Source organism: Methylobacterium brachiatum (assembly GCF_900113845.1).
Classification (GTDB): domain Bacteria; phylum Pseudomonadota; class Alphaproteobacteria; order Rhizobiales; family Beijerinckiaceae; genus Methylobacterium; species Methylobacterium brachiatum.
Genome location: NZ_FOQW01000002.1, coordinates 33,469 through 53,298, shown reverse-complemented (window position 1 = coordinate 53,298; position 19,830 = coordinate 33,469). Strand labels below are relative to the sequence as shown.

Annotated in this window: 19 protein-coding genes; 12 read left to right on the top strand and 7 right to left on the bottom strand. The window is 67.8% G+C overall.

Annotation, left to right across the window (positions count from 1 at the left end; translation table 11 throughout):
• The first annotated feature begins 234 nt into the window (after window positions 1-234).
• The 5 genes from BMZ47_RS00265 to dctP all read left to right on the top strand — a co-directional run bounded on the left by BMZ47_RS00265 (window position 235) and on the right by dctP (window position 7,994).
• Window positions 235-1,887 carry an MFS transporter gene (locus BMZ47_RS00265; RefSeq protein WP_091857428.1) on the top strand — a complete coding sequence of 551 codons (1,653 nt, stop codon included), beginning with the start codon at window positions 235-237 and terminating at the stop codon, window positions 1,885-1,887.
• 36 nt (window positions 1,888-1,923) lie between these two features.
• Complete coding sequence (locus BMZ47_RS00260; RefSeq protein ID WP_091857426.1) at window positions 1,924-3,117, top strand: iron-containing alcohol dehydrogenase; 1,194 nt, start codon at window positions 1,924-1,926, stop codon at window positions 3,115-3,117.
• A gap of 115 nt (window positions 3,118-3,232) precedes the next feature.
• On the top strand, window positions 3,233-4,711 hold the full coding sequence (locus tag BMZ47_RS00255) for an aldehyde dehydrogenase (RefSeq protein ID WP_167368980.1): 1,479 nt from the start codon (window positions 3,233-3,235) through the stop codon (window positions 4,709-4,711).
• A gap of 125 nt (window positions 4,712-4,836) precedes the next feature.
• The gene (locus BMZ47_RS00250) at window positions 4,837-6,810 is read left to right on the top strand and encodes an aconitate hydratase (RefSeq protein WP_091857422.1); all 1,974 of its coding nucleotides are present in this window, start codon (window positions 4,837-4,839) and stop codon (window positions 6,808-6,810) included.
• Window positions 6,811-6,968: 158 nt separating this feature from the next.
• Window positions 6,969-7,994, top strand: a complete 1,026-nt coding sequence (gene dctP / locus BMZ47_RS00245; RefSeq protein WP_208600995.1) for a TRAP transporter substrate-binding protein DctP — start codon at window positions 6,969-6,971, stop codon at window positions 7,992-7,994.
• Between the two features lie 287 nt (window positions 7,995-8,281).
• On the opposite strand, the gene BMZ47_RS00240 is transcribed toward dctP, so the two are convergent.
• Complete coding sequence (locus BMZ47_RS00240; protein WP_091857420.1) at window positions 8,282-8,893, bottom strand: helix-turn-helix domain-containing protein; 612 nt, start codon at window positions 8,891-8,893, stop codon at window positions 8,282-8,284.
• A gap of 171 nt (window positions 8,894-9,064) precedes the next feature.
• Here BMZ47_RS00240 and BMZ47_RS00235 point away from each other — a divergent pair, with 171 nt between their 5' ends.
• The 4 genes from BMZ47_RS00235 to BMZ47_RS00220 all read left to right on the top strand — a co-directional run bounded on the left by BMZ47_RS00235 (window position 9,065) and on the right by BMZ47_RS00220 (window position 12,400).
• Window positions 9,065-10,393: an MFS transporter gene (locus BMZ47_RS00235; RefSeq protein WP_091857418.1), complete on the top strand. Its 1,329-nt coding sequence runs from the start codon at window positions 9,065-9,067 to the stop codon at window positions 10,391-10,393.
• Window positions 10,394-10,459: 66 nt separating this feature from the next.
• The gene (locus BMZ47_RS00230; protein WP_425285049.1) at window positions 10,460-10,882 is read left to right on the top strand and encodes a RidA family protein; all 423 of its coding nucleotides are present in this window, start codon (window positions 10,460-10,462) and stop codon (window positions 10,880-10,882) included.
• On the top strand, window positions 10,879-11,448 hold the full coding sequence (locus BMZ47_RS00225) for an MOSC domain-containing protein (protein ID WP_091857414.1): 570 nt from the start codon (window positions 10,879-10,881) through the stop codon (window positions 11,446-11,448). Before BMZ47_RS00230 ends, BMZ47_RS00225 begins: the two co-directional genes overlap by 4 nt.
• A 4-nt stretch (window positions 11,449-11,452) precedes the next feature.
• Window positions 11,453-12,400, top strand: a complete 948-nt coding sequence (locus BMZ47_RS00220) for a PDR/VanB family oxidoreductase (RefSeq protein WP_091857412.1) — start codon at window positions 11,453-11,455, stop codon at window positions 12,398-12,400.
• A gap of 413 nt (window positions 12,401-12,813) precedes the next feature.
• On the opposite strand, the gene BMZ47_RS00215 is transcribed toward BMZ47_RS00220, so the two are convergent.
• Entirely contained in the window at window positions 12,814-13,653 is an 840-nt protein-coding gene (locus tag BMZ47_RS00215; RefSeq protein WP_007558238.1) for a cobalamin-binding protein, read from the bottom strand.
• Between the two features lie 359 nt (window positions 13,654-14,012).
• Between BMZ47_RS00215 and BMZ47_RS00210 the strand changes: the two genes are divergently transcribed.
• The 3 genes from BMZ47_RS00210 to BMZ47_RS00200 all read left to right on the top strand — a co-directional run bounded on the left by BMZ47_RS00210 (window position 14,013) and on the right by BMZ47_RS00200 (window position 15,597).
• On the top strand, window positions 14,013-14,408 hold the full coding sequence (locus tag BMZ47_RS00210) for a DUF4149 domain-containing protein (protein WP_007558240.1): 396 nt from the start codon (window positions 14,013-14,015) through the stop codon (window positions 14,406-14,408).
• Window positions 14,409-14,761: 353 nt separating this feature from the next.
• Complete coding sequence (locus BMZ47_RS00205) at window positions 14,762-15,007, top strand: hypothetical protein (protein ID WP_007558241.1); 246 nt, start codon at window positions 14,762-14,764, stop codon at window positions 15,005-15,007.
• A 278-nt stretch (window positions 15,008-15,285) separates the two neighbouring features.
• A complete protein-coding gene (locus BMZ47_RS00200) occupies window positions 15,286-15,597 on the top strand; it encodes a hypothetical protein (RefSeq protein ID WP_091858061.1) in 312 nt (103 codons plus the stop codon).
• Between the two features lie 145 nt (window positions 15,598-15,742).
• Here BMZ47_RS00200 and BMZ47_RS00195 read toward each other — a convergent pair whose 3' ends face one another.
• The 5 genes from BMZ47_RS00195 to BMZ47_RS00175 all read right to left on the bottom strand — a co-directional run bounded on the left by BMZ47_RS00195 (window position 15,743) and on the right by BMZ47_RS00175 (window position 19,646).
• Window positions 15,743-16,153: a hypothetical protein gene (locus tag BMZ47_RS00195; RefSeq protein ID WP_007558243.1), complete on the bottom strand. Its 411-nt coding sequence runs from the start codon at window positions 16,151-16,153 to the stop codon at window positions 15,743-15,745.
• A 225-nt stretch (window positions 16,154-16,378) separates the two neighbouring features.
• Complete coding sequence (locus BMZ47_RS00190; protein ID WP_091857410.1) at window positions 16,379-17,653, bottom strand: flavin monoamine oxidase family protein; 1,275 nt, start codon at window positions 17,651-17,653, stop codon at window positions 16,379-16,381.
• 134 nt (window positions 17,654-17,787) lie between these two features.
• Window positions 17,788-18,609, bottom strand: a complete 822-nt coding sequence (locus BMZ47_RS00185; RefSeq protein WP_230368065.1) for a DUF3658 domain-containing protein — start codon at window positions 18,607-18,609, stop codon at window positions 17,788-17,790.
• 23 nt (window positions 18,610-18,632) lie between these two features.
• Window positions 18,633-18,929: a hypothetical protein gene (locus tag BMZ47_RS00180; RefSeq protein ID WP_091857408.1), complete on the bottom strand. Its 297-nt coding sequence runs from the start codon at window positions 18,927-18,929 to the stop codon at window positions 18,633-18,635.
• Window positions 18,930-19,178: 249 nt separating this feature from the next.
• A complete protein-coding gene (locus BMZ47_RS00175; RefSeq protein ID WP_007558247.1) occupies window positions 19,179-19,646 on the bottom strand; it encodes a hypothetical protein in 468 nt (155 codons plus the stop codon).
• Window positions 19,647-19,830 lie beyond the last annotated feature (184 nt).

Here is a 19,830-nt window from a genome sequence, read left to right as displayed (position 1 = left end):
ACGGCCGGTCGGGAAGGAAGCGCCTTGAATGCCCCCTGGATCCGTGGATCCGGGGCCGTGCGGTGCTGGCGCGAGACGTCCCGCCCGAACGTCGCCGAAGCCTAGCCCCACCCGGACCGACTCTGACCCGGAGTTTGAGCGCTCGACGGCCGAACCTCCCTGTTCGGTTGTCGAACTTCAGAACAGGACGGGCGGGCTCACCGTACAGTCCTCAGCGTCCGGGGGGGATGTGAGATGGCAACAGCCGGTGTGTTGGGTCATGCCGCGAGCATGACGGCCAAGGAGAAGCGCGTCATCGTGGCCGCGTCACTCGGCACGGTGTTCGAGTTTTACGATTTCTTCCTGATCGGGCTGCTGGCCTCCGAGATCGCCAAGGCCTTCTTCTCCGGGGTGAACCCGACGGCGGGCTTCATCTTCACACTTCTGGGATTCGCCGCAGGTTTCCTGCTGCGCCCGTTCGGCGCCGTCGTGTTCGGCCGCCTCGGCGATCTCGTCGGCCGGAAATACACTTTCCTCGTCACCATCCTGCTGATGGGCCTCTCGACCTTCGTGGTCGGCCTCGTGCCGACCTACGCGACCATCGGTATCACGGCGCCGATCGCCTTCATCACCCTGCGCATGATCCAGGGGCTAGCCCTCGGCGGCGAGTTCGGCGGCGCCATCATCTACGTGGCCGAGCACGCCCCGGCCGACCGTCGTGCGGCCTGGAACGGCTACGTGGTCCTGACCGCGGCACTCGGCTTTCTGCTGGCCGTCGGGGTGATCATCCCGCTCCGCCTGAGCCTCGGGGCAGGCCCGTTCACGGATTGGGGCTGGCGCATCCCGTTCCTGGTCTCGGTGATCCTGCTGGCCATCTCGGTCTGGATCCGGTTGATGCTCGACGAGAGCCCGGAGTTCCGGCGCATGAAGGCGGAGGGCAAGGGCTCGAAGGCCCCCGTGGCCGAGGCCTTCGGCCAGTGGCGCAACCTGCGCCTGATCCTCATCGCGGCGCTGTGCATCGTCCCCGGCCAGGCGGTGGTCTGGTACACGGGCCAGTTCTACTCGTTCTTCTTCCTGACCAAGGTCCTCAAGGTCGAGGGGCTGACGGCCAACCTGCTTCTGATCATCGCCACCACACTCTCGGCGCCGCTCTACGTGGTGTTCGGCGCCCTGGCCGACCGCATCGGCCGCAAGCCGGTGTTCCTGATGGGCTTCGTGCTGGCCGCGATGCTGACCCTGCCGATCTTCCACGCCCTGACGACCTACGCGAACCCGGCGCTGGCGAGGGCGCAGGAGACTTCGCCAATCACCGTGGTGGCCGATCCTGCCGAGTGCGCGCTACAGTTCAACCCGGTCGGGACCGCCACGTTCACTTCGTCCTGCGACGTGGTGACGGACGCGGTCGCCAAGCTCGGCCTCAGCTACGACCGGCGCAGCGGCACGGGGCCGGCAACGGTGCAGGTCGGTTCCGCGCGCGTGGCCGGCTACGCGGGCGACACGCCCGACGCGGCCGCCCAGAAAGTGCGGTTCGAGCGCGAGCTGAAGGCCGCGCTGGCCGCCGCCGGCTACCCGCTCGGCGACGCGGACCCGGACGCCATCAACAAGCCGATGATCGTGCTGCTGCTGTTCGTCCTCCTGAGCTTCGGCACCATGACCTTCTCGGCCTCCACCACCGCGCTGCTGGAGATGTTCCCCTCGCGCATCCGCTACACGGCGATGTCGTTCCCCTACAATCTCAGCTCGGCGTGGTTCGGGGGGTTCCTGCCGGCCACCGCCTTCTCGATCGTGGCGGCCACCGGCAACGTCTATTCCGGCCTCTACTACCCGATCGGCGTCGCCGTCGCCGCGGCGATCCTCAGCCTCCTGTTCGCGCGCGAGACGCGCGGGACGGACATCTCCCGGGCCTGACCCGGTCCGCATCCTGACGCCACAGCGGAGCGAGCCATGAGCCTGACCTACTTCATGCCGACCCGGATCGTCTGGGGTCCCGGTTCCCTCGACGGCGTCGGGCCGGCAACCCACGGCTTGGGATGCCGGAAGGTTCTGGTCGTGACCGATCCGGTGATCGGCGAGCAGGACTTCTTCGCCCGCGTCCTCGACAGCCTGAGAGCGGCGGGGCTCGAGACCGCGCTGTTCGACGCCTGCGGGATCGACGCGCGGCTCACGCATATCGACGAACAAGCGGCCCGCTGCCGCGCGGAGCGGATCGACGGCATTGTTTGCGTCGGCGGCGGCTCGGTGATGTGCACCGGCAAGGGCGTGGCGATCGTCGCGGCCAACGGCATCACCCTGCGCGATCACCTGGGCGCCGGGAATTTCGACCGGTCGGCGCTGCCGATGGTCATGGTGCCGACGACGGCGGGTTCGGGGTCGGAGGTCTCGCAGTTCACCATCGTCAAGGACGAGGAGCGGCACCTGAAGCTCCTCGCCGGCGGGCCGCTGAGCTTCCCAGCGGTCGCCGTCCTCGATCCCGCGGTGCTGGCGACGCTGCCGCGGAGCGCGGCGGTCCTGCCCGCGGTCGACGCGCTGACCCACGCGATCGAGGCCTACCTGTCGGATCTCGCCTCGCCGCTCACCGACGCGCTGGCGCTGGAATCGGCCCGGTTGCAGGCCGCCTCGATGCGCGCCTCGATTCTCGACGGCGACGAGGCCGCGCGAGCCGACAACCTGCTCGCCTCGGCCATGTCCAACATCGCCTGCGGCAACGCCCGGCTCAGCCACGCGCACGCTTTGTCGCTGCCCCTCGAAGGCCATCTCGACCTCGCGCACCCGCTCGGCGTCGGGACGCTGGTGCCCTGGACCATGGCCCACAACGCCGCGGCGGCACCCGCCAAGGGCCGACGGCTGGCCGAGGCCCTCGGGGCCGACGTCGCCGGCCTCACCGACGCGCAGGCCGTCGAGGCCGGCGTCGAGGCCCTGTTCCGCCTCTACGACGACATCGGCTTCGCTCGCCACCTGACGCCGGATCACCTGCCGCCGGAGCGTTGCGCCGAGATGGCCCGCCTCGCGGTGCCGGGCCTCTACGCGCCGCAGACGCCCCCGCGCATCGACGCGGATACCCGCATCGTCGCGCCGGCGGTGCGGCCGATGACCGTCGCGCAGGCGACGCGGATCTACGAGCGCTGCCTCGGCCGCTGAGGCCCGGGGGACGCGCGGCAACCAGAGACAGATCAGGAGATCAGAGATGGACGAGTCCTCGACCCCCGGCCGGACGGATTCAGGCGCCGCGTCGGAGCGCGGGCCGGATGCCGGCGTGCGCGACCTGGACATGTATATCGACGGCGGCTGGCGTGCCTCGGCCACCGGGCGCTGGATCGAGACCAAGAATCCCTACACCAACCGGGTCTGGGCAAGGATCCCCGAGGCCAGCGCCGAGGACGTCGACGCGGCCGTCCGCGCGGCGCACGCCGCATTCTCCGACGGTCCGTGGGCGCGCATGACCGCCAGCGACCGCGGGCTGCTGCTCCACCGTCTCGGCGACGTGATCGCCGCGAACGCGCATGAACTCGCCGATCTGGAGGTCCGCGACAACGGCAAGCTCATGGTCGAGATGCTCGGCCAGATGAAGTACCTGCCGCGCTGGTTCCAGTACTACGGCGGTCTCGCCGACAAGATCGAGGGCTCGGTGCCGCCGACCGACAAGGTCGGCATGTTCAACTACGTCGTGCACGAACCGATTGGCGTGGTCGGAGCGATCACGCCCTGGAACTCGCCACTGCTGCTGACGGTGTGGAAGCTCGCACCGGCGCTCGCGGCGGGCAACACCGTGGTGGTCAAGCCATCCGAGTTCGCCTCGGCCTCCATGCTCGGGCTGGCGCGGCTGTTCGAAGAAGCGGGCTTCCCGAAGGGTGTCGTCAACGTGGTGACCGGATACGGGGCCGAGGCCGGCCGCGCGCTGGTCGAGCACCCGCTCGTGGAGCGCATCGCCTTCACGGGCTCCGACCTCGGCGGCGCCAAGATCTCGGAGGCCGCGGGTCGCCAGTTCAAGCGCGTGTCGCTGGAACTCGGGGGCAAGTCCCCGCACATCGTGTTCGCGGACGCCGACATCGACGCGGCGGTCAAAGGCGTCATCTCCGGCATCTTCGCCGCCGCCGGCCAGACCTGCATGGCGGGTTCACGGCTGCTGCTGCACGCCTCGATCCACGACGCCTTCGTCGAGAAGCTCGTGGTGCGCATGCGGGAGGCACGGCTCGGCGATCCCCGCGCGGCCGATACCGATGTCGGCCCGATCGCCACCGAGCCGCAGCTCGCGAAGGTCCTGGACTACATCGAGATCGCCAAGGCCGAGGGCGCCCGCTGCGTGCTCGGCGGCCAGCGGGCGAGCGATCACCGGCTCGGCGAGGGCTGGTTCGTCGAGCCGACGATCTTCACGGGCGTGACCAATCAGATGCGGATCGCCCGCGAGGAGGTGTTCGGCCCGTTGCTATCGATCATGACGTTCGAAACCGACGACGAAGCCGTGGCGATCGCCAACGACACGCCCTACGGCCTCGCCGCCGGGTTCTGGACGACAGACCTCGGGCGGGCCCTGAGCTTACCCAGGCGCCTGCGTGCGGGCACCGTCTGGGTGAACGCCTACCGTGTGGTCAGCTACCTCGCGCCCTTCGGCGGGTTCAAGAACTCTGGCATCGGCCGGGAGAATGGGCTCGCGGCGATCCACGAGTACCTTGAGACAAAGAGCGTCTTTATCAATCCAAAATCGTCCATCGCGAACCCGTTCACTCTGCAATAAGGTAACTAGAGGCGCGTCGAGCCGGTCGAAGCTGGACAATACTGTCGGGCTTGGACGCGACGACAAGACGGGAGCCCGGGTCAGTGCCCGGCGGCCCGCGACACGGATCACGAGGGAGGCCCCCGATGGCGTTGAACCTGACGCAGAAGCTCGTCCAGTCCCACCTCGTCGAGGGCGACCTCGCTCCGGGGGGCGAGATCGCTCTCAGGATCGACCAGACCCTCCTCCAGGACGTGCTCGGCGGCCTCGTCATGCTCGAGCTGGAAGCGATGGGCGTCGAGCGCGTCAAGGTCGGGCTTGCGGCTCAGTACATCGACCACAACCTTGTCCAGAACGATCAGCTCAATGCCGACGAGCACATGTTCCTGCGCTCAGCCTGCCGCCGCTTCGGCGTGTGGTACTCGCGGCCCGGCAACGGCATCAGCCATCCCGTCCACATGCAGAGCTTCGGCAAGCCGGGGCAGACGCTGGTCGGCTCCGACAGCCACACCCCCGCGGCCGGATCGCTCGGCATGCTGGCCTTCGGGGCCGGCGGCGTCGAGGTGGCTCTCGCCATGGCGGGCGAGCCGCTGCAGCTGCGCATGCCCCGGGTCTGGGGCGTGAAGCTGACCGGCGCGCTGCCCGACTGGGTGAGCGCCAAGGACGTGATTCTGACGCTGCTCGGCCGCCACGGGGTCGAGGGCGGCTTCGGCCGGATCATCGAGTATTACGGGCCGGGCCTGGCGGGCCTGACCGCCATGGACCGGCACGTCATCGCCAATATGGGCGCCGAGATGGGCGCCACCACAAGCGTGTTCCCCTCCGACGCCGCGACGAAGGCCTTCCTCGACGGCGTCGGGCGCGGCGGCGACTGGACGCCGCTCGCGGCCGACGCGGGCTGCGCCTATGACGACCACGAGGAGGTCGACCTGTCCTCCCTCGTACCGATGATCGCCAAGCCGTCGAGCCCCGGCAACGTCGTGCCCGTCTCGGAGGTGGCCGGCACCGAGATCTACCAGGCCTATATCGGCTCCTCGGCCAATCCGGGGTTCCGCGACTTCGCCGCGGCGGCCGCCATTGTGAAGGGCCGCACCGCCCACGACCGGGTGTCCTTCGACATCAACCCTTCGACCCGTGTTGTGCTGGAAACCCTGATCCGGGACGGCCAGCTCTCCGACCTGATCCACGCCGGCGCGCGGGTTCACCAGGCCGGGTGCAACGGCTGTATCGGCATGGGCCAGGCCCCGGCCTCGGGGCGCAATTCCTTGCGGACGGTGCCGCGCAACTTCCCCGGACGCTCGGGAACCCGCGAGGACAGCGTGTTCCTGTGCAGCCCGGAGACGGCCGCGGCCTCGGCGCTCACCGGCGTCATCACCGATCCGCGCACGCTCGACATGCCCTACCCGCGGATCGTGCCGCCCGCGATGGTGCCGGGCAACACCACGATGCTGGTGGCGCCCTTGGCCGAGGCGGAGGCCCGCGCGGTGCGGCTGGAGAAATCCGAAAACATCACAACGCTGCCCGACCTCGGTAAGCTTGGCGCCGACATCCGCGTGCCGGTGATGCTGAAGACCGGCGACGACATCTCCACCGACGACATCATGCCGGCGGGCGCGCGGGTGATGCCCTACTGGTCGAACATCCCGAAGACGAGCGAGTTCACCTTCGAGCCGATCGACGCCACCTACCCGAAGCGGGCGAAGCAGGGCGGCAAGGAGCGCGCCGGCCACGCCATCGTCGGCGGCCTGAACTACGGCCAGGGCTCGAGCCGCGAGAACGCCGCGCTCGCGCCGCGCTACCTCGGCCTGGAGACGGTGCTGGCCAAGAGCTTCGCCCGGATCCACTGGCAGAACCTCGTGAATTTCGGCGTCCTGCCGCTAACCTTCCAGGACCCGGCTGACTACGACCGGCTGGAGATGGGCGACACGGTGGAGATCACCGGCGTCGCCGACGCGCTGGCGGCGGGCCGGGAGATCACCGCGACCGTCCGCGGCGTCAAGGCGACGATCCGGCTGCGGCACGACCTGTCGCCGCGCCAGATCGAGATCTTGCTCGCCGGCGGCGTGATCAATTGGCTGCGCGGGCGCATCCAGGCCGAACCCGCCCGCACCGTCGCCTGAGATGCGTTGGCCAAGCCGGCGGGCGCATCCTTGAGGCGCGCCTCAGACGTTGGCACCCGTTCCGGGTCGGGTTCCACCGGCCGGTCGCCCCAGAACCCGAGATCGAACACGTCTCTCGGTGGCAGGCTTCACCGTCGCGGGAAGATAGAGGACTCAGCATGATCGTCACACGTCGCAACCTGCTCGGCTCGGCGGCGCTCGGCGCCGGCCTGCTCACCAGCCCGGCGGTGCTGCGGGCACAAGCGCCAAAGGTGCTGCGCATCTCGCATCAGTTTCCCGGTGGCACCCTGGAGCAAGGGGATGCCCGCGACCGCATCTGCCGCCGCTTCGGCCAGGAGCTGGAGAAGCGCACCGGCGGCAGTCTGGCGGTGCAGGTCTATCCGGGCTCCTCGCTGATCAAGACCCTTTCGCAGTTCAGCGCGGTGCGAAAGGGAGCGCTCGACATGAGCCTCGTGCCGCTCTCCTACGCCGGCGGTGAGATGCCGGAGGCCAATATCGCCCTCATGCCGGCCCTGGTGACGAACTACGATCAGGCGGCTCGGTGGCGTACCGCCCCGGTCGGCGAGCGTCTCATGAAGACGCTCGCCGACAAGGGCGTGATGATCGTGACCTGGGTCTGGCAATCGGGCGCGGTCGCCTCGCGCGTCCATCCGATCCTCCTGCCCTCCGACGTGAAGGGCGTGAAGATCCGCGGCGGCGGCCGCGAAATGGACCTCGTCTTCCAGGCCTCCGGCGGCATCGTCTCGACCATGCCGTCGAACGAGATGTATATCGGTATGCAGACCGGTGCGCTGGAGGCGGCGGTGAGCGCCTCGACCAGCCTGATCTCGTTCCGCCTCGACGAGTTGACCAAGAACCTGACCGCCGGCCGGGGTCGCTCGTTCTGGTTCATCCTAGAACCGTTGATCATTTCCAAGATGACCTTCGATGCTTTGACTCTAGAACAGCAGAAGATCGTGCGGGATCTCGGCCAGGAGCTCGAGGCCTACTCCTTTGCCGCCGCCAAGGCGGACGACGAGGAGATCACCAAGGTCTATGCAGCGCGGGGCGCCAAGATCCACGATCTCACGGACGACCACATCCAGAAGTGGCGTGAGGCGGCCCGCGACACGGCCTGGAAGGATTTCGCCAACAAGAACGCCTCGTGCGCCGAGCTTCTCAAGCTCGCGGAGCATGTGCAGTAACGTGCGCCCGGATACCGCGCCGCTTCCACTGGTTACGTGTAAGCGATATCCGACGCCCGCCCCGACGTCTGCCAGGATTTAAGAGCGTGGCATCGTCTCTCTGAATGCTGATGCGCGTCGGGATCGAACGGGTGCCTCCGAAGCCTTCCGCAGAGGCCTGCAGCGCTATTGTCAAGCCGCATGTTCGCTCAAGCCGCAGGTCTGCTTTCGGGATGTCCGCGCTTCGAACCAGATGACCGCGATGGGCGCGAAGCAGCCGGTCAAAGCGGAATCACGCCTGTGAAGGCTCACCGTAGTCGCGTCGCATCGATCACCAAGAAGTACTGGCAAACATCCGTTCCAAGATTGGTGAAAGCGTGTCCGGCGTCGGCCTCAAAATACAGGCTATCGCCCTCTTCGACCACCACCGCGCGGTCGCCGATCGTGGCGCGGAGGCGTCCCTTCAGCACGAAGATGTATTCCGACACGCCGCGGCGATGGGCGACGAACTCCCCCGTGGTGGCACCCGGCGGGAGCGTGTTGAGGACCCAGTCGATCCCCCGCCCGGGCAGCACCGGAGATAGGCAGCGGCGCAGGAAGCCCGATGCCTCGTCTCGCAGCACCGGCTGGCGGGAGGCTGGGATCAGCAACACCTCCAGCTCGGTGGCAGGCGCCATCAGCCGCGAGAAAGTTACGCCCAGCGCCTCGGCGAGCCGCGAGAGGACCGCCGTCGACGGGACCGCCTCGCCGCGCTCGATCTTCGAGATCATCGAGCGACTGACCCCCGACAGGGCCGCCAAGGCTTCGAGGGAGAGGTTGCGCTCCCTCCGTCTGCGTCGGATCTCCTCGGCGAGCACTTGGATCTGAGAGCGGGCCTCGGCCTCGATCCGAACCCGTCGTACCTCTGTCGTGACCGTCATACGCGCTTCGTCCCGGTCCTCCGTCCGACGCGTCATCCTTGCGCGCCTCGGGGTCGTTGCGGGGTGATTAGCACACGGCGCCGGGCGGCGCCCGCACGACCAACGTCCCAGTTGGCACACTGCTTGTATCGCGCAGAGTGGAAATTCATCTCGCAAAGTGGATGCCCGCGCATGCTCGACGCCGCCCTGCCGCTGGATACGACACGGATCGACGAGCCGGATGCGGTCACGCTCGCCGATAGACGCCAGATCGTCTGGTCGAGCGTCATCGGGACTACCGTCGAGTGGTACGACTTCCTGATCTACGGCACGGCCAGCGCCCTCGTCTTCAGCAAGCTGTTCTTCCCCAGCATCGACCCCGTGGTCGGCACTATCGCGGCGTTCGGCTCCTATGCCGTCGGGTTCCTGGCCCGCCCCCTGGGCGGGGCGGTCTTCGGTCATTTCGGCGACCGGATCGGACGCAAGTCGATGCTGTCACTGACGCTGATGATCATGGGGCTCGGCACCTTCCTGATCGGCTGCCTGCCGACCTACGGGCAGATCGGCATCCTCGCGCCAATCCTCCTCGTAGCCCTGCGCCTCGTCCAGGGGATCGGGATCGGTGGCGAGTGGGGCGGGGCCGTGCTGATGGTGGTGGAGAGCGTGCCGCCGGAGCGGCGTGGATTCTTCGGGAGCATCGTCCAGCTCGGCTACCCCATCGGCGTGATCCTCTCGATCGGCGCGTTCACCCTGACAGGCTTGATGCCCGAGGCGGCGTTCCTATCGTGGGGCTGGCGCATCCCGTTCCTGGCGAGCGCCCCCCTCGTCGGAGTCGGCCTGTTCATTCGGTTGCGGCTTCACGAGACGCCCGCGTTCCGACGGATCAAGGAGCAGGCGGTGACGGCCCGGCTTCCGATCGTGGAGATCCTCACCGAACATCCCGGCACGTTCCTGAAGGCAGTCGGCCTGAAGGTGTCCGAGATTGCCTACGTGAGCGTCGTCACCGTGTTCTCGATCTCCTACGTCACCGGCCAGCTCGGCTTGTCGCGGAGCGTGATCCTGAACGGCATTTTGGTCGCCGCCGTCATCGAACTCTTCATGATCCCCGTCTTCGGCTACCTGTCCGACCGCTACGGGCGCAAGACGTTGTTCATTGCCGCCTGCCTGTTCTCGATCGCCTTCGCGTTCCCGATGTTCACGCTCCTCGATACGCGCGACCCGACAGTCATCACCCTGACGGTCGCAGTGGCGCTGAGCTTCGGGCAAGGCATCATGTTCGGAACAGGGGCCGCGTGGATGTCCGAACTGTTCGACGCCCGCTTGCGCTACAGCGGCGCTTCCCTCGGTTTTCAGGTAGGTGCTGCGCTGAGCGGTGGTTTTACGCCACTGATCGCCGCGGGCCTGCTCGCCTGGAGCGGTGGCGCGACGTGGCCGATTTCCGCCTACCTGATTGCGCTCGCATGCGTGACGCTCGTGGCAACCTTCGCGGCTCCGGAGACAGCACGCCGGCGGATCGACTGAACAGCCCCATACCGTCGGAAAATGCACTTTGACTAGTGGACGAACATCCACTGCAATGGAATGATGTTGGACGTCACACGCGATAGGACAACGGATTTGGACAGGATCATCATCGCCACGGAAGCGGCGGCTCCAGCCGTCGGCCCCTACGCCCAGGCGACCCGCGTCGGCGACCTCGTATTCGCCTCGGGTCAGCTGCCGATCGATCCAGAGACCGGCGCATTTTTGGACGGCATCGAGGCGCAGACACGCCGATCGCTGGCGAACCTCGCCGCCGTTCTGGAGGCTGGCGGCGCCAGCCTCGCGAGCGTGGCCAAGACTACCGTGTTCCTGAAGGACATGAACGATTTCGCCGCCATGAACGCCGTCTACGCCGAGCACTTCCCCGGCGCGGCGCCGGCGCGCTCGACAGTCGAGGTCGCGCGCCTGCCGCGCGACGTGCTGGTCGAGATTGAAGCGATCGCGCTGGCAACGGGGCCGGCCCGATGAGCGCGACATCCGCACCCCGCCACGTGGAAGCCTTCGACCACGCGGCCGGCTCAGTGGCGGCCGGCGTGCCCGGAGGGGCGACCGGGTGGCAGGGCACGCTGCTCAACATCCACATCGCGCCGGCGGCGAGCTACGAGATGGAGGAGCTCGCCGAGGCCCACTGCGTCGCCGGGCGCGGCATCGAGGGCGACCGCTACTTCCTCGGGACGGGGACTTACTCGCCCAAGCCGGACACTCGCGAGGTGACACTCATCGAGCAGGAGGCGCTCGATGCCCTCGCGCGCAACGATCCGCCGCTTCAGGGCGGCTCGATTCATCTCGCGCCCGTCGATCACCGCCGGAATCTCACCGTGCGCGGCGTCCCGCTCAATCATCTCGTCGGCCGCAGATTCCGGGTCGGCGAGGTGATCCTGCGCGGCGGGCGCTTGAACTTCCCGTGCAAGTATCTGGAGGAACTGCTCGGCCTGCCGGTCTACCTGCCGCTCTACAATCGCTCCGGCCTGAATTGCGGGATCGAGCGCGGCGGGATCATCCGCCCAGGCGACACGATCACGCTGTTGGATTGAATCCATGTCAGCCCGCATCGTCATGAAGCTGACGGTCGTAGAGTCCGTCGCCACAACGCCGGAGGTGATACGGCTGACCTTCGCCCATCCGCGGCGTCCCGAACTGCCTGCCTGGGAGCCTGGCGCGCATGTCGATCTGCGTCTGCCAGATGGTCGCACGCGCCAGTACTCGCTGTGTGGCGATCCGGCCGACCGGAGCCGGTATGTCCTGGCGATCAAGCGTGAGGATATGGGCCGGGGTGGCTCGCTTTGGATGCATGACAACCTCACCCCGGGCACCGTCGCCAGCGTCTCCCATCCGCGCAACAACTTCAGTCTGGCCGTCGAGGCACGGCGCCATGTCCTGATCGGCGGTGGCATCGGTGTGACGCCGCTCGCCGCCATGGCCCGGCAACTTGCCGCGCGCGGGGCCGACTTCACCCTTCACGTGTGCGCGCGCTCCGCCGAGCACGCGCCATTGCTGCCCGAGATGCAGGCGCTTTGCGGCGACCGGCTTCGCTGCTGGTTCTCCTCGGAGGGTTCGCGCTTCGACCCGTCGACGCTCGGTGCCCTGGCGGTCGGCGTCCACGTCTATGCCTGCGGCCCCCAGAGGCTCACCGACGTCATACAGGACACGCTGAAGAGAGCCGGCTGGCCGGCGGCGCAGATCCATGTCGAGCACTTCGCGCCGATGGCCGACGAGAACTACAAACCGGAACCCTTCGATGCGCTGATCGCTTCGACGGGAGCGGTCGTTCACGTTCCGGCGGATGTCTCGCTCCTCGACGCCCTGCGACGGCACGGCTTCGCCATGCCCTCGTCCTGCGAGATTGGTGTGTGTGGCTCCTGCGAGTGCGGCTACCGGGACGGCACAGTGATCCACCGCGACGTCGTGCTGCCGGTAGCCAAACGCCAGGACCGGATGATGCCGTGCGTCTCCCGCGCCCGGGTGAACGTCACGCTCGAACTCTGATTGTCCGCTGCCGATGCGGCCGAGGCCCATCCACCGGTTGGATCCATATTGCTGACGCTGTTGAACCACTCTTTGCGCCGCGGATGGCTCTGAGCGGCCGAAACCAGCGTTGATGGCCGCTTCCGAGTTACCGCCCCGCCCCGTCTAGGTTCCGGCATGGGCGCTAAACCGAACGGCCGCATTCGCGCTCACCGGTGATTCCGCATGGCGTAGTCTGGCCGAAACCGGCCCATCCGCTTCCAGCGTTTAAAACGAAGAAGCAGACCTTTGTTACGGCCTAGGCCCTCGTCTGAATGTGCCTCGTTGCGGACCTTCCACCCTGCGGCTTCCGATGTCCGAAGGCGAAGTCAGCTCAGAAGGCGAAGCGGCCCTAAAAGCGGCGGCCATGACATCAGCATGTCATGGCCCATTCCTTACGTATGACTTTGAACTGAGATCGGCGCAGTCGGACGATTCATCGGGGCGGCTAAGGCACGCAGAATGGCGTCGAGCCCATCGGTGAGTGCAGCCGGCCCAGGCTGGAGGATGAGCGGCGATTTTATCTCGACGATCCGTCCCTCCGCGACCGCCGGCATCGACGACCAGCCGGGCCGCGACGCGATGCGGGACGGCACTACCTTCTTCCCGCACCAAGACGCCAGGATGACTTCCGGCCGTGAGGCCAACACCGCCTCCGGCGTGACGATGCGGTCCTTGGCGGCCGGCTGCCGGGCGAGTTCGGGGAATACGTCGTCGCCGCCCGCGATGCGCACGAGCTCGGATACCCATCCGATGCTGGAGATCAGCGGCTCGTCCCATTCCTCGAAGTACACACGGGGCCGCGGGCGTCCGTGCGATTGTCCGGCGACCGTCACCAGCCGTTCCTCGTAGCCGCGGGCCAGCGCCTCCGCCCGGTCCCTTGCGTCCACGAGGGCGCCCACCGTCCGGATCATGGCGAGGATGCCGGCCACGTCCCGCTGGTTGAAGAGGTGGACCGCGACCCCGGCCCGGGCGAGGTCGGCGACGATGCCGGCCTGCAAGTCCGAGAAGGCCAGGACCAAGTCCGGCGCGAGTGCCAGGATCTTGGGGATGTCGGCGTTGGTGAAGGCCGACACCCGGGGCTTCTCGCGACGGACCTGGGGCGGGCGGACGGCGTAGCCGGACACGCCGACGATCCGGTCCTGCTCTCCCAGCAGGTACAGGGTCTCGACCGTTTCCTCGGTCAGGCAGACGATCCGTTCAGGCGGGAAGCGGCATGCCCATCCATAGCGCAAGCGACCGCCCGATGTCCGCGGTAGGCCCGGGCATGGCAGTCGTACGAGGAAGACGCCACCCAGCCATTGGCCTCGGGCCCTCAACTCGAAGCCGTAACGCGTAGCGCATGGCGTGACCCGTTACGCGTTACCCTCGGAGTCGCGCGACGCAACGTTCCAGGGCGCCTGCTGCCGGCGGGGCGCTCCCAGACGGGCCGGGGCGCGAATGACGCGGGGCCAACGAGTGTCGCCAACGTCCGATGACGCATAGGGTCGTCCCCGAAACCCCCTCGTGCGCCACCACCGACACGCGACCCGGTCGAGCCGAGCGAAATCAATCCCGCCCGCAAGGGCGATCCTTGAATAAAAGGTCTGGAACGATGCTCTCCCAAGCGGCCGTCCTCCTGACAGCCCTCCTGTTCGGGGGAATGGTCCTGTACTCGTTCGGCTTCGCCTCGTTCCTCTTCAGCGCCCTGCCTGCCGAAGCCGCAGGCCCGCTACTGCGGCGCGCCTTCCCGCACTTCTACGCCTTCGTCATAGGGTGCGCCCTCGCCGGCGCGGCGCTGACGGCCAATCTCGATGGGACCTCCGCCCTCATCCTCGGGCTCATCGCCTTCACGGCCCTCCTGGCGCGGCAGGTTCTCATGCCGGCCATCAACGCGGCGAGCGATGTAGGCAATCGCAGGCGCTTCGGCGTGCTTCATACCGGGTCGGTCCTGGTCACCCTGGCCCACATCGTCGGATCGTCCGCGGTGATCCTCAGGCTTTCCGCATAGGCGTGAAAGCCGATGCGCTCTCGGGAGGTGCGTCGCGGGATAGGCAAGGTCCCAGCGTCCCGCAGGCACTTTACGCGTCCGCATGTCTGGTCGAGAGCAGCGCATCTACCAAGCCCGTACGGTCTGACCCCCGAAGATGCGCGACAAGGGCAGGTCGAGGAAGACGTAGGGGTTGCGGCTTGGCGGCTTGCCGGCCGCGTCCCGACAAACCGGTCGGGTATCTCCGAGGACACCGCCACGTCGCCGGGCTCGGGCGTCGCCGCCCGCGAACGGTAGGCGTCCTGCGTCATCATCCGCAGGGACCGGGCCCACGGCCAGGCGTTGCCCACGTATATCGTCAGGCCGGAGCCCCCATGCTGAACCCCCTCTATGCCGCCTTCCTGCTTACCGTGGAGGCGCAGAAGGTCATCGAGTTGCGGCTGGTGCGGATCGCCTGGGGCGGCGCCGAGGGCCAGGCTGAGATGGTCTCGATGGTCGGCGAGAAGGTGGTCGCCGCGATGGAGGCCGCCAACACCCTGATGGCGGGGGGAAGTCAGAGCGACGTCATCGCCCGCTACAGGGAACTCGTCGCCGACAACACCCACCGCCTGATGGCCTGAGACGGCCCTCCCGAGGGGCGCGGGATCACGTGGGGCAGGCCACACCCCTCAAGCGCACGCCGACCTCATGGCCAGCCGTCTGTCTGCGGTTCCGCGGGCGGGGTGTCGTCCTTTGGAGGCGGTGGCAAATGGGGAGGCGGGACGCGTCCCGGGCTCGGCGGCGTCGGCAGCCCAAGGTCCTCGGTCGGTTCGGGTGCCTCGTCGGTACGGTCCTTCTCGTCGGACATGTCTGATCCCCAGCCCTAGTTGACCTCGTGAACGAGGAGGCCGTCGAGGTTATGACCATCGCGCGCAAACTGATCTACGCCGCATCGAACGGCGACAACTGGTTCCTGTGCGTCGGCAAGAACCCGTCGGACGTGTTCGTCCTCCATAAGCCGAACGGTCCCTCAGGCGGGAGACCGTCCCGCGTCGAACTCTCGACTTTCCTCTCCTCCGAGGCGGACAGCCCGGAGCGGCTCGCGCTGCTTGGCGTGATCGGCTCACTCGTCGCGGCCTCCAGCGCCACCGTGCCGGCGTCCCCGTCCGGGCCTGAACCCGGTGCCGCCGGGGCCGAACCGACACCAGGGGAAATGGTCTCGTCGACCTGAAGGCGACGCACCTAGTGGACGCATCGGGCTCTAGTCGACGCTCGCAGGATGCTCCCATACGCAAAGAGGCGCCCGACAGTCCGTCGGGCGCCTCTGTCGTTAGACGTTATGGCGAAGCCTGCGACCCGCCGTTCGAAGTGATGTTTCAGTATCCGTAGCCGTAAGCGGGGTATCCGTAGCCATAAGCTGGAGCGTATCCGTAAGCCGGAGCATAGCCGTAGCCGCCGTAATATCCGACCGGGCGGCCATAGCCGTAACCGTAGCCACCGTACGAGTTCGCGACGATGGCACCTGCGGCGAGGCCGGCGATCCCGAGGCCGATGGCTGCGCCGGGGCCGATGCCGCGGCGATAGCCATAACCGCGATAGCCGTAACCGCGTCCGTAGCCGCCGTAGCCGCCGCGGAAGCCCACGCCGCGATATCCGCCGCCATAACCGTATCCGCCATGGCCGTAACCGTAGCCACCGCCGTAGCCCCAGCCGCGGGCCTCTGCGGGTGCCGATGCCAAGAGCCCGAGGCCAAGCAAAGCCGTGGAAGCGAGTGCGATCTTACGCATCCGAAATCTCATGTCGCATGGGAATGGCACCTCAACAGCTCGGGGCGTGCGCCGTTCCAAGGCTATGTGCGCCATGGCACGGTGGGGTGCCCGTCCGATGGCAGATGGCCGCAGCATCGCCGACCAGGATCTCCAGCAAGCAACCATGATGCCTGGGCGGGAGCATCACCCCTCTTCGGCGGCGACTGCGCCGTCCCCGGGGAAACGAGGTCACCATCTGGCCGGTCAGGCTGCGAACGGGGGATCCCGCCTATCCAGGACATGGCTGTCCCGAAGAGCAGCCAAGGCCTCGTCGGCGGCGCGTTGCCCGCTGTCGTGGGCACCGTGGGCGGTCGTGAAGTCGAAGGGATGCGTCGCCTCGCCAGCGAAGAACAGCCGGTTCTCGAAAGGCTGCGCCAAGCGCGAACGCGCCTGCGAGCGACCAGGAAGCGCGCAGCTATACGCGCCGCCTATGGACGCGATCCGGCTCCACGAGGTCGCCGCGAGCGGCCGGATCGCCGACGCCACGTCGCTGCCGAACAGGGCGGCCAACTGCGCCGTCACGAAGGCGAAGCCGTCGGCCGGGCCCTCCTCCTCCAGGATGCGCGCGCCCTCGCCACCGAGGAAGGCCTCGATCACCGGCCAGCCGTTGGGTCGTATGGAATAGGCCGCCGACCTCGGGTCCTCCAGGTTGCCGTAGGCATGCGAGTCCGGCCCGAACGCGGTGTCGCGCTCGATCTCCAGAAAGATCTTCTCGTTGCGCCCGAGGGGAAGGGCGGCGGCCGCTTCTCGCCAAGGGTCGATGCCGCGGGGAAGGCGGATCGCGTCGCCGGCCAGGACCGCGGTCGAGACCGTAAGAACGGCGGCCTTGGCGCGGATGGTACCCGCGCGGGTGGTCACCTCGACGCCGTCCCCAGTCAGGTCGATGCGTTCGGCTGGCGTGGCCAGCCGGACCGTCGCCGAGGACGGCAAGCTGGCGGCGACCAAGGTGCCGTAGCCGAGCGGCAAGTGCCAGTTCTTACTGGTCGAGGCGTCGTCGTAGGCCAGGTAGTCGGTCGCTGAGATGTCCTCGGGCGCGACGCCGCTCATGAAGCCCGCGATGGCCCGCACGTAGCCATTCCAGGCACCGCCCTGTTCCAGGGCATCGCTGGCACGGTCGCTGCCCGAGGCGACCGTACGGAGTCGCTCCTCCCAATCGCCATAGGCCTTCCACGCCGCCTCTTGGTCGTCCTTGTCGTCGGCCAGCGAGGGATGCGCCTTCGACCACGGCGGGTCACTCCGGTCGACCGGGAAGCCGGATGCCTCGGCGATGCCGACCCACGCATTGCGGTCGCCCGAATGGAGCCACTCGCAGCCGAGGTCGAGAGGATAACCTCCGAGGTCCTGGGTATAGGCACGCCCCCCTAGCCGCTGGGAGGCTTCCAGAAGCAGGCACGAGGCGCCACTGTCCACGAGCCTCCGAACCGCACCGATGCCGGCGGCGCCTCCCCCCACGACGATCACGTCGAATTCGCTGGTCATCCGTCCAAGGTGAGGTCGGCCGACACGGCTTCCAAGGTCACCGCGGCCCCGCGGCCTGGCTTCAGGCCCAAAGCCGCCCACCGAGGCCGCCAATCATCGACGTGGGGTGCCGGGCACGACCGACGGGGGCCATCCTAGGTCATCGGACGTCCGGGCGCGTGCACCATCCCGTGACCGTCCGCAAACCTCCGAACCTTGTAGTCCCGCATACCCGGTCCCGAACCGGTAACCTCCAGCGCTCCGGATTGCCCCAGCGCCAGGATGCGCGCGAATAGGAGCTCGTAGCTGCATCCCTGTCCCGGCTGGTCTGAGCCGTCGTCGAGATGACCGATCACGCGGGCGACCAGTTTGATCAGCAACTTCCATTCCCCGGTGGCGAACCCGGTCAGGACGTCGTCGAAATGGGTCAGGGGCGCCGAGACCAAGTACCCGTCCCGAACGATGCGCAGCGGCGCGTTTTCCCGCCGCAGTTTCGCCCAGCGGGCCGTGGCCGGTTCGTTCTCGGCTTCGGTGAAGGGCCTTCTCCCGCTCACGAGATCGGCCGCGACCATCTCCTCGGGACGCAACTGACCCAACGACCATACCGTTGAGGCGGCACCCGGTCGGGGGAAGTCCGAGCCTATCACCTCGACGATGTCGAAGGGGCGCCCGGCCATGCGGGTGACGAACCGAAGGAAGCAAGCGTGCTCCGCCGCGTCGGTCAGGCAGACCCAGTAGACCGGATGGACGCCGGGGTCCGTCGCCTCCGCCCAGGGTACCTCCGGATCGGTGGGCTCCCCTTCCGGTTCGTCGTCCGGCCGCGTGTTCTCGGCGAACCAAATCCGGCGCGCCTCGGGGTCGAATGGTTCGATGGGCCCCACGTCGAGGACGTGGGTCAGCGCGATCACCCGTTCCGCGCGGCCCTGCATCCGCAAGGCCTGCCTGACGGAGTCGGCCCTGGCCGAGCCCCAGGCCAAGTGGACGACCTCCGACGCGCCGGTCACGGCGTACGCCCCGTGGCGCACAGGTCCGCTGGTAGCGGACCCGACGCCTCGAACAGCTTGCAACTGCGCGCGATCTCCTCGCGGATCATCGCGTACGGGTTCACGACGTTGCACGGCGGGTGCGTGGCCGGCGAGGCATCGAAACACTGCGTGACGAGACGCTTGGCGGCAGCGGACCCGATCTCGTCTTGGCACGCCACGGTCCCCTGGCCGGCCTGGGCTTGTGCGAAAGGCGGGACGATGGAAGCGACGGCTACCGCGAGCCATGCCCCTGTCACTCGCAATGCCTTCATCCGAACCTCCCCGCTCGATGCCTCGCCCGGCACTAGGCGCGGCCGGCCCGAACCGGTGGGCTCATTTGCAATGATCGGTCCGACATTGATCCCGGATGTGACCGCAGGGCACGCCGGCTTTTCGAATTGTAACCGTGGTCCTCCGCAGCCGAAATGCCGGTCGCCAAAAGGGGGGCGACGCGGCCGAAATCGTCGTTCGAGGTTTTGCCCCGCCGAGTGGGCTTTCGCCCCTCCCTGTATGGTCGCGCCCTATTCCACCTTCAATCTTTTTGCTGCGGCGGGGCACAGCATCTTGAACTGCTCGATCATCGGCGGGTTACCCGATGCGCAAGAGGTGTCGCCGTCCGGGCCAAGCGGGAAGCGGGTTTTCGCGGCTTGGCGGTCGCCGTACCGGTAGCTAACCGTACCTGCCTTGCAGTTCGCCTGCGCGGCCATGGTGGCCCGCCCCTCGCTGCGCAGATAGTTCGCGACGCACTGGGCTGTCGTCAGCTTGCCGCCGAACTGCTTGGTTTCCCCGCCGGGGTCGCGCTCGCAGTATTCCTGCAAGTCCGCCTTAGTGACGATCCCGCGCATGGTGGCGTGGGTGGTGTCGATGCCGTCGCGCTCGACCACCGTCCCGTTCCAGCCCTTGCAGGACGCGAGGGGGAAGTCTCCGGCGGCCCGTGCTGGTAAGTTAGCGAACGTCAGCAACGCGATGGCTAGGGTCGTACGCCGCATGTGTCGCCCCGGTCCCGGAACTGCCCGTCGTTCGGGTAAGGGCATGTCCCCGTGCCCGCACGGTCAAGCATCACGTCGGGTTATCCACATCCATACAGGGAACGGCGATGTTGCAAGCTTAACCGCTTGGAGGAACCACGGGCCTGTGTTCCACTTTTGTTCTTTGTGGATTCGTGGAGCGCGC